Source organism: Blastococcus sp. SYSU DS0753 (assembly GCF_054051175.1).
The window spans coordinates 180,615-189,840 of the sequence record NZ_JBJHAT010000006.1; the positions used below are offsets into that span (position 1 = coordinate 180,615).

Consider the following 9,226-nt stretch of genomic DNA (forward strand, 5'->3'; position numbering starts at 1 on the left):
CCCAGGACGCCGGCGCTCACCGGAGCACCCCGCTCACTGCAGCACCCGCACGTCCTCGGGCAGCCGCCCGATCCGCAGCATCAGCCGGTAGGCGACCAGGCACACCGCCCCGCCCCCGAGCAGGATCGCGGTGCCCAGCGCGGAGTCGTAGGCCGCCAGCGTCGTCGACTGCGTGGCCAGCAGGAGCAGCACGACCCACGGCGCGGCCACCGCCAGCCGCGCGGCCTGCACCACCCAGCCCTGCCGGGTCTCCAGCTCCGCGCGGGCCCGGGCGTCTTCGCGCAGGAACGTCGACAGCGTGCGCAGCACCCGCCCCAGGTCGGTGCCGCCGACCTCCCGGGCCACCCGCAGCGTCTCCACGATCCGGTCACCGACCGGGTCGGCGAGGTCGTCCTTGAGCCGGTCCAGGCACGATCCGAACCGGCCGCTGGAGCGGTACTCGGCGGCGAACCGGGCGAACGGCGGCCGCAGCACCTCGGGCCCCCGGGTCGACAGCGCCGCCAGTGCCTCGGGCAGCGACAGGCCGGCGCGCACGGCCGAGGCCAGGTTGTCCACGACCTCGGGCCACACCTCGCGCAGGTCGGCCCGGCGCTTGCCCGCCAGCCGGCGCACCTGCGCGTGCGGCAGCAGGAAGCCGAAAAGGCCGAACACCAGGCTGACGGTCACCGTGCTCGTCGTCAGCAGGACGACGACGGTGACCAGCAGCCCCAGCCCGATCTGCAGCGCGAGCAGCTGCGCGGGGTTGATACCCGTGAGCCCGGCGGCGGCCAGCAGCTCCTGCCGCCGCCCGGGACGGCGTGCATCGCTGCGCGGCGCCGGCGCGCGCGACCCGCTGCGCCAGATCAGCAGCAGCCCGACCCCGAGCAGGAGACCGAGCAGCGCACCGGACTCCGTCACGCCAGCAGCCCGGCGAGATCGAACCCGGCGGCGGCGAACCGCTCCGGGTGCGGCGGATAGCCGTCGGCCCGGACCAGGCGGCCCTCGCGGCTGGTGAACACGTCGGCGGTCTCGACGACCCCGTCCTCGGCGCGGCCGGGCAGCGCGACGATCTCGCGCACCCGCCGCCGGCCGTCGGCGTCGGTGCCGGCGTGCACCACCAGGTCCACGCTGGAAGCGACGGTGGGGACGACGAACGACGTCCCGATGTTCTCCCCGGCCAGCAGCGGCAGCGTGCACATCTTCACGACCGCTTCGCGGGCGCTGTTGGCGTGCAGCGTGCACATGCCGGGCAGGCCCGAGTTCAGCGCGATGAGCAGGTCCAGGCACTCCTCCTGCCGCACCTCGCCGACGACGATGCGGGAGGGCCGCATCCGCAGCGCCTCCTTCACCAGCCGGCGCAGCGGGATCTCCCCGGCCCCCTCCAGGTTGGGCTGGCGGGTCTGCATCGAGACGACGTCAGGCAGCGGCACCCGCAGCTCGAAGACCTCCTCACAGGTGATCACCCGCTCCCGGGCCGGGACCGCGGCGCACAGGCAGTTGAGCAGCGTCGTCTTGCCGGCCTGGGTGCCGCCGGAGACCAGGATGTTCAGCCCGGAGGCGACGGCGGCCTCCAGGAAGCGGGCCGCCGGCGCGGTGAGCGTGCCCAGCGCCACCAGCTCGTCGAGCGAGTGCGCCTGCAGCACGAACTTGCGGATGTTGACCGCCATGTGGCGGCGGGTGATGTCGGGGATGACCACGTGCAGCCGGGAGCCGTCGGGCAGCATCGCGTCGACGAACGGGGTCGACATGTCGATCCGTCGACCCGAGGTGCGCAGCATCCGCTCGACCAGGTCCGCCAGCTCCCCCGGCGCCAGGATCGTCGTGGTCAGCTCGCTGCGGCCGCGGCGGGCGACGAACACTCGGCCCGGCTCGTTGACCCAGACCTCCTCCACCTCGGGGTCGTCCAGGTAGCGCTGCAACGGCCCGAACCCGGCCACCCGGTCCAGCACGTCGCGGACCACCGACTCCGGATCACCGATCGGCGGCAGCGCCGAGGTCAGCGACCGCTCCGAGTAGTCCGCGACCACGTCGCGCACCAGCAGCCGCACCGGGCCCGGATCGGTGAACGGGTCCAGCCCACGCCGGCGGATCAGCTCGCGGACCTCGCCGTCCACGACGTCCAGAGCAGTCGGCACGCCCATCCCCCGTCGAGCAGTCGTCGAATCGGTGCGGACTGTAAGGAAACGGGCCAGTCCGCGGGGGTGACGTCAGTCGATCTGTGGACAAGGACGAGGACAAGGAAATGGCAGAGCACCCGGTCGGGTGAACGCGCGGAGCTCACCGACCGATGCCCAGTCGTGACCTGACGGGAATGAAGAGGTCATGGACGGCGGGCAGCGTCCCTGCCAGGGTTCGGCACCACGCCGACCGGAACGGGAGACATGACGCGATGACCGTCCCACTGGAGGAAGCGACCGCCCGACGGTGGCTGGCCGTGGCGATCGAGGAGGCGCGCGCCGGGCTCGCCGAGGGCGGTATCCCGATCGGGGCCGCGCTCATCGGCCGCGACGGCGACGTGCTGGGCCGGGGCCACAACCGCCGCGTGCAGGACGACGACCCGTCGGTGCACGGGGAGACCGACGCCTTCCGCCGCGCCGGCCGGCAGGCCTCCTACCGGGGTACGACGATGGTCACCACGCTCTCGCCCTGCTGGTACTGCAGCGGCCTGGTGCGCCAGTTCGGCATCACCCGGCTCGTCGTCGGTGAGGCGACCACCTTCTCGGGCGGCCACGAGTGGCTGGCCGAACACGGAGTCGAGGTGCTGGTGCTCGACGACCCGGAGTGCACGCGATTGATGACCGACTTCATCGCCGCGAACCCCGCGCTCTGGAACGAGGACATCGGCGAGGACGAGCCGTCCGCGGAGACGGGGCAGTCCCGATGACCACCGTCCGTCCCGAGGACGCCCCGGCTGTCGTCGATCCCGACTACCCGATCGACCCGGTGCCGGCGCACGCCCGGAGGTCGCTGTTCTCCCTGGCGATCGTCCTGCTCGGCTTCACCTTCTTCACGCCCACCATGCTGGCCGGCGCGCAGATCGGCGCCGCGTTCGACGTCGGCTCGCTGATCTGGGTGCTGCTGCTGGGCAGCGCCGTCCTCGGCGTGTACGTCGCCCTGATCGGCGGCATCGGTGCCCGCACCGGGCTGACCACGGTGATGATGTGCCGGTACGCCCTCGGCCGGCGGGGCGCCAAGCTGGCGTCGCTGCTGCTGGGTGGCACGCAGGTCGGCTGGTACGGGGTCACCGTCGCGACCCTGGCCGGGCTCACCGCCAGCGCGCTGGAGTGGCAGGGCCGGGCCGCCGAGGTCCTGCTCATGCTGGCCGGTGGGGCGCTCATGGGCGTCACGGCGTACTTCGGCTACAAGGGGATGTACGCGCTGTCCGTGGTCTCCGTGCCGCTCATGCTGGTGCTGGCCGGCTGGGTCACCTGGCGCTCGCTGGACGAGGTCGGCGGCTGGAGCGGTCTCACGGGTGTCGAGCCGGCCACGACGATGCCGCTGGCCACCGCGATCACCATCGTCGTCGGCACCTTCGCCTCCGGCGGTACGCAGGCGCCCAACTGGACCCGGTTCGCCCGAACGCCGCTGAGCGGCTTCTGGGCCTGCCTCGTCGCCTTCCTGATCGGCGAGCTGCTGATGCTGGGCTTCGGCGCGATCGGGGCGATCAGCTTCGGGGAGGGCGACTTCGTCCTGGTCCTCTACCAGCTGGGGCTGGTCGGCTGGGGGCTGGTCTTCCTCGTCGCCAACCTGTGGACCACCAACGACAACACCGCCTACAACTTCGGCGTCGCCGGCGCGGAGATCGCGAACTCGCGGTCGAAGAAGCCGTTCGTCATCGGCGGCGTGGTCATCGGGACGCTGCTGGCCATCACCGGCATCTACGAGAACCTGATCGAGTACCTGGTGTGGCTGGGCATCCTGATCCCGCCGCTGGGCGGCGTGGTGATCGGCGACTTCCTGGCGCGCTGGCGGCGCGGCATGCCGGCCGACGCGGCCCTCCCGGACGTCGAGTGGCGCAACCTGGCCGTCTACGCGGTCGCCGCGTTCGCCGCGTGGTGGAGCAGCGAGGCCGGGTGGTTCATCCCACCGGTGGTGGGTGTGGTCGTCGCCGTCGCCGGCGTGCTGGCCCTGCAGCGCGGACGCCGTCCGGTGGAGCAACCGGTTCCGGCCTGACCGCTGCATGCGGCGGGGACGGCCACCTGCGTCCGTCCTCGCCGCGTGCGCGACCGGAGGAGTGCTCGCGCCGCCGCCCGGCGAGCTCCCGGCGACGGGAACCGGTCAGCCGCCGCCCCGGTCAGGGGCGGGACCAGCCGGTGGTGTGCTCGGCCAGCTCGACGACGGCGTCGACCAGCGCGTCCCCGTCGAGCAGCACCCGGTCGTTGTGGTCCGCGCCGGGCACCTCCACCAGGCTGTGCAGCCGGGCCGCCGCCTCGGCGACGGCGCGGCTCTGCTCCGGCGGCACGATCGAGTCCTCGGTGCCCAGCACGACCGTGGTGGGCACCTCGACCCGCGCGATCCGCTCGGCCACCGGGAAGCGGTCGCGCAGCAGCGCCCGCACCGGCAGGACGGGGTAGTGCTCCGCGGCCACCGCCGGCAGGTCCACGAACGGTGAGCGCAGCACCAGGCCGGCGGGCGGGTGCTCGATGGCCAGCTCGGTGACGACGGCGGCGCCCAGGCTCTCACCGAAGTAGAGGAGCCGGTCGGGCGCGACGCCCTCGTCGAGGAGGAAGTCCCGCGCGGCGCGGACGTCGGACGCCAGCCCCTCCTCGGTGGGGCTCCCCGGGTTGCCGGCGTAGCCCCGGTAGTCGAACAGCAGCACCCCCAGCCCGGCCTCGCCGAGCGCCCGCGCGAGCGGGGCGCGCAGGTCCCGGGAGCCGCCGTTGCCGTTGGCCACCAGGACCGTCGGCGCGCCGTCCCCCTCGGCCGGCAGGTGCCAGCCGGCGAGCTCCAGCCCGTCCCCGGTGGTCAGGACGACCTCGCGGCCGCCAGGGAGGGCGACCTCGACCGGGCGCGCCGGCCCGCTGTCGGGCAGGTAGACGAGGTTGCGCTGGAACACCCACAGCAGGCCGACCACGACCACGAGCAGCAGCACCACCGCACCAACGCTCACCAGTACCGACCGGACCACCCGCCCGATGATGCCCGCCCTCACCGCCCCGGGGCGGGGCGCCGCAGCACCGACGGTCGGCACACGACCGCCACGCCCAGCACGAACACCGCCGTCGCGAGCAGGGCGGCGACGACCGACACCAGGTCGGTGAGCGCCCCGTTGAGCGCCGCGGCCAGCGGCCGCGAACCGACGAAGCCGACCAGCCAGAGCGCCATGATGCGGCCGATGTACTCGCGCGGGACGCGGTCGTAGAGCAACGTGGTGACGCCGTTCATGGCCAGCGTCATCCCCACGCCACCCACCGCGAAGGCCGCCACCGCGGCGGCCTCGCTCCCGGCCAGCGCCAGCCCGACCGCCGACAGTGCCAGCAGCACCAGACCGGTGGTCGCCAGCCGCGCGTGGTCGAGGAAGCGGAGCAGGGCGGCGTGGACGACGAAGCCCAGGAGCGCGCCGACGCCGAAGGCGGAGGCCAGCAGGCCGACCAGCTCCGGGCCGCCGCCGAGCCGGTCGGACAGCGCCGGGCCGAGCGTGACGGCGGGGTCGGCGCCGATCCCGACCGCGGTGATGCCGAGCAACAGGACGCCCACCACCGGGTCGGTGCGCAGGTAGCGGATCCCCGCGGCGACCGACAGGCGCGGGCCCGGCGCGGTGGCGGCACCCGGCGTCCGGAGCCGGAACACCGCCAGCAGGAAGACGACGTGGCCGACCGCGGCGAGGCCGAACGCGACGCCGTACCCAGCGGTGGCGGCCACGACCCCGCCCACGGCCGGACCGACCGCACGGCCCACCGAGAGCGTCAGGTTGTCCAGGGCGACGGCCCGGGGCAGCTCACCCGGGCGCACCAGCGACGGGAGCAGCGAGTGCATCGCCGGCCCGCCGACGGAGAACCCGATGCCGACGACGAGCGCGCAGACCATCACGACCCACGGCGGCACGTCGGCCACGTCGGGGGTGAGCAGGACCCAGCCGGCCAGCACCGCGGCCCCGAGCGCACACAGCGCGCGGCCGAGCAGGATCTGCCGGCGCGGGCTGCCCCGGTCGGCCATCGCGCCGCTCACCGGGGTCAGCACCAGCTGCGGCACGAACTGGGCGAAGCTGACCATCCCGACCAGGAACGCCGACGCGGTCAGCTGCCAGACCAGCGCCGCGCTCGCGATGTTCTGGATCCAGATGCCGACGTTGGCGAGCAGCTTGCCGGCCCAGTAGGGCCCGAACACGGGGTCGGTGACCAGCCGGCGGGACGGCCGGGGTGCGGCGGGTTCCGGCTCCCGTTCCGCTCCGCCGTCCACTGCCCGGCAATCTAGGCAGCGCCGCCGGACGCCGGCCACCCGGGGGCGGCCACGCCGGGCCCACCGACGCACGCGGACGGCGGAGGGCCCTCCTCCCCGGTGCGGGGAGGAGGGCCCTCGGTGGTCAGCCGTGCCGCGGGTCAGCCCCCGGCGCCCGGCGCCGGGCACTCCTCGTAGAAGGCCCGCGTGCCGGTGCGCACCGGGGTGGTGAACTCGCACCCGTAGTTCGGGTCGGCGACGACCTCGGGGTCGAGCACCGAGGCGCCGGCCGGCGTCACGCCGTTCTCCACCCAGTCGACCAGGTCGAGGAACTGGTCGGCCGCCTCCTCGGGCGTGTACTCGCAGTGCCCGGCGGCCCGGATCGCCCGCTGGACCAGCAGGTCCGCGTTGCCCTGCGCGGCGACGTCGGCGGCGTAGTGCTGCTCCATGGAGAACGGCACGTAGTAGTCACCGAGGGTGTGCGAGGAGAGCACCGGGACGTCGATGTCACCGGTGAGCGCCGGGACGGGGACCGCCAGGCGGGTGCTCCGGGTCCCGGGCGCCGGCGCCACCCGCTCCACGCGCTGGTCGAGCGTGGAGCCGTCCTCGAAGGTGTGGTCCACCGGGTAGTCCTGGTCGGCGTTGGTCCAGACCGCACCCGGCAGCACGCCCGCGAGGCCACTGGGCTCGTTGGTCACGACGCCGTAGACGAAGTTCTGCCCCTCCCAGTAGCCGAAGGCCTCGTCGTCACCGGGGCGCTCGCCGCCGGTGATCGCCGTGATGTTGGCGCGGAAGACCTCGCCCTCCTCGGTCAGCCCCTCGTACACCGGGGTCGGCGTGGTCGGGGTGCCGAGCGCGGCCTTGATCTGCGGCACGACCTCGGCGAAGTACTCCGTCTGCGACGGGAACGGGTAGGCGTCCACCCCGGCGAGCGTCTGCGCGAGCAGGTTGTAGTCGAGGAAGAAGTCGTAGAGCTCGAAGTCGCCCATGACGCCGCACATCGGCGCCGCGCCGTCCCACTCGACGCCGCGGTCGCGCTCCAGGAGCGTGCCGATGACGTGCCCGCCCATCGAGACGCCCTGCAGGTACCGCTGTTCGGCCCGCCCGACCCGCGCGTCGAAGATCCGCGCCAGCCGCTCGGTGGCGAGCGCACCGGCCTCGATGTCGTACCGGTTCTCGCCGTAGGAGGAGGCCGCCCAGGCGAAGCCGTTCTCGATGTAGGTGCGCCGCAGGTCGTAGCTGGGGTCGCTGACGTAGACGGTGGTGCCGGTCCCCCGGTAGCCGTGCTCCCAGAAGACGACGTCGCCGTTCCAGTCCAGCGGCACCTCGATGCGGTACGCCGAGCCGCGGTCGGTGCCGTAGAGCACCTTGCTGATCGGGTTGCCGGCCTCGTCGGTCAGGGGCACGAACTCCTGGCCGGCGGTCTCACCGGCGTAGTCGTAGCGCGGGTCGGCGACCGTCCAGCGCAGGTTGTAGACCCGCTCCTTCGGCGACTGCTGGACCGGCTGCCAGTCCGGGTTCGACACCTCTTCGTCGGAGGACGGGGGGACGGCGAGGGCGGGGCCCCCGATGGTGAACACACCAAGACCCACGCCTGCCGCGACAGCGAGGGGGGCCAACCGGTTGCGGTGCAGGGACACGAGACGACTCCTTCGTCGGCACTGTGCTGCTCGTCACAGCGGAGCGCCTCTGTGTACTCCATCCGGGTGACGGACCGGTACCCCACCCCCCGGACGACCTCAGCGCAGGACGGCCTGGATGAGGTGCGGGCCGGGCTCGGCCAGCGCCCGCCGCAGTTGGTCGGCCAGCTCGTCGGCGGTCGTCGCACGGCTCGCCGGCACGCCCATCCCCTGCGCGATCGCCACGAAGTCCAGCCGGGGGCCGCCCAGGTCGAGCAGCTGCCGCGCCCGTTCGCCGTCGTTGGCCGCGCCCACCCGCTTGAGCTCGTGCTCGAGGATCGCGTACGAGCCGTTGTCGCAGACGATCGTCGTGATGTCGGCCTGCTCGCGGGCGTAGCTCCACAGCGCCGAGATCGTGTACATCGCGCTGCCGTCGGCCTGGATGCCGATCACCGGCCGGTCGGGGCAGGCCACCGCCGCGCCCAGCGCCATCGGCAGCCCGTCGCCGATCGCGCCGCCGGTGAGCGAGAGCCAGTCGTGGCGCGGGCCGGCCGAGGTCATCTCGGTGAGCCCCGCGCCGGAGGTGAGCGCCTCGTCGACGACGACGGCGTCCTCGGGCAGCAGCGCGCCCACCACCGCGGCCATGCTGCGCGGGGTCAGCTCGCCGGTGGGCAGCTCGGGCCGCTCGAACTCCGCGACCTCCGGCTTCGCGTCCGGCGCGACGACGTCGGCCAGCGCCCGCAGCGCGGCGACGCCGTCCTCGCCCGGGGCGCTGAGCACGTGCACCGCGCAGTCCTCGGGCACCGGGTGGCCGGGCACCCCGGGGTAGCCGAAGAAGTGCACCGGCGCGGTGGTGCCGGCGAGCACCAGGTGCCGGGTGCCGGCGAGGGCGGCCATCGCCATCTCCGGCGGGTAGGGCAGCCGGTGCAGGTCGGGCAGGCCGGCGCCCCGCGCCGACCGGGCCGGGAACGTCTCGACCATCAGCCGGACCCCGGTGCCCGCGGCGACCTGGGCGGCGGCCAGCTGCCCCTCCTGGGTCATGACCTCGCCACCGAGCAGGAGCACCACCGGCTCGGCGGACCGCACGACCGAGGCGACGTCCTCGACCACGGACGGGGCGACGTGGGGGGGGGGGGGGGGGGGGGGGGGGGGGGGGGGGGGGGGGGGGGGGGCGGCGGGGCGGGGGGGGGGGGGGGGGGGGGGGGGGGGGGGGGGGGGGGGGGGGGGGGGGGGGGGGGGGGGGGGGGGGG

The 9,226-nt window shown here is 74.3% G+C and carries 8 protein-coding genes; 2 read left to right on the plus strand and 6 right to left on the minus strand.

Annotation, left to right across the window (positions count from 1 at the left end):
• Positions 1-33 precede the first annotated feature (33 nt).
• Together ACI799_RS08030 and ACI799_RS08035 are read right to left on the minus strand one after the other, a co-directional pair.
• Positions 34-897, minus strand: a complete 864-nt coding sequence (locus tag ACI799_RS08030; protein ID WP_456612831.1) for a type II secretion system F family protein — start codon at positions 895-897, stop codon at positions 34-36.
• Positions 894-2,114, minus strand: a complete 1,221-nt coding sequence (locus ACI799_RS08035; RefSeq protein ID WP_456612832.1) for a CpaF family protein — start codon at positions 2,112-2,114, stop codon at positions 894-896. The genes ACI799_RS08030 and ACI799_RS08035 overlap by 4 nt, the downstream gene beginning before the upstream one ends.
• Positions 2,115-2,368: 254 nt before the next feature.
• Here ACI799_RS08035 and ACI799_RS08040 point away from each other — a divergent pair, with 254 nt between their 5' ends.
• Together ACI799_RS08040 and codB are read left to right on the plus strand one after the other, a co-directional pair.
• On the plus strand, positions 2,369-2,863 hold the full coding sequence (locus ACI799_RS08040; protein WP_456587354.1) for a nucleoside deaminase: 495 nt from the start codon (positions 2,369-2,371) through the stop codon (positions 2,861-2,863).
• Entirely contained in the window at positions 2,860-4,152 is a 1,293-nt protein-coding gene (gene codB, locus ACI799_RS08045) for a cytosine permease (protein WP_456612833.1), read from the plus strand. The genes ACI799_RS08040 and codB overlap by 4 nt, the downstream gene beginning before the upstream one ends.
• 121 nt (positions 4,153-4,273) lie before the next feature.
• Here the strand turns inward: codB and ACI799_RS08050 are convergent, their stop codons facing one another.
• From ACI799_RS08050 to ACI799_RS08065, 4 genes are all read right to left on the minus strand, one after another.
• Positions 4,274-5,089 carry an alpha/beta hydrolase gene (locus ACI799_RS08050; protein WP_456612834.1) on the minus strand — a complete coding sequence of 272 codons (816 nt, stop codon included), beginning with the start codon at positions 5,087-5,089 and terminating at the stop codon, positions 4,274-4,276.
• A 38-nt stretch (positions 5,090-5,127) separates the two neighbouring features.
• On the minus strand, positions 5,128-6,378 hold the full coding sequence (locus ACI799_RS08055) for an MFS transporter (RefSeq protein ID WP_456612835.1): 1,251 nt from the start codon (positions 6,376-6,378) through the stop codon (positions 5,128-5,130).
• Between the two features lie 140 nt (positions 6,379-6,518).
• Positions 6,519-7,937: an esterase gene (locus ACI799_RS08060; RefSeq protein ID WP_456612836.1), complete on the minus strand. Its 1,419-nt coding sequence runs from the start codon at positions 7,935-7,937 to the stop codon at positions 6,519-6,521.
• A gap of 159 nt (positions 7,938-8,096) precedes the next feature.
• Positions 8,097-9,226, minus strand: a 1,130-nt coding sequence (locus tag ACI799_RS08065; protein WP_456612837.1) for an acetolactate synthase large subunit, incomplete at its 5' end; no start/stop codon positions are given.

Coding starts and splice junctions, on each gene's coding strand:
- codB (WP_456612833.1), top strand. CDS start 2,860: ATGACCACCGTCCGTCCCGAGGACGCCCCGGCTGTCGTCGATCCCGAC.
- ACI799_RS08040 (WP_456587354.1), top strand. CDS start 2,369: ATGACCGTCCCACTGGAGGAAGCGACCGCCCGACGGTGGCTGGCCGTG.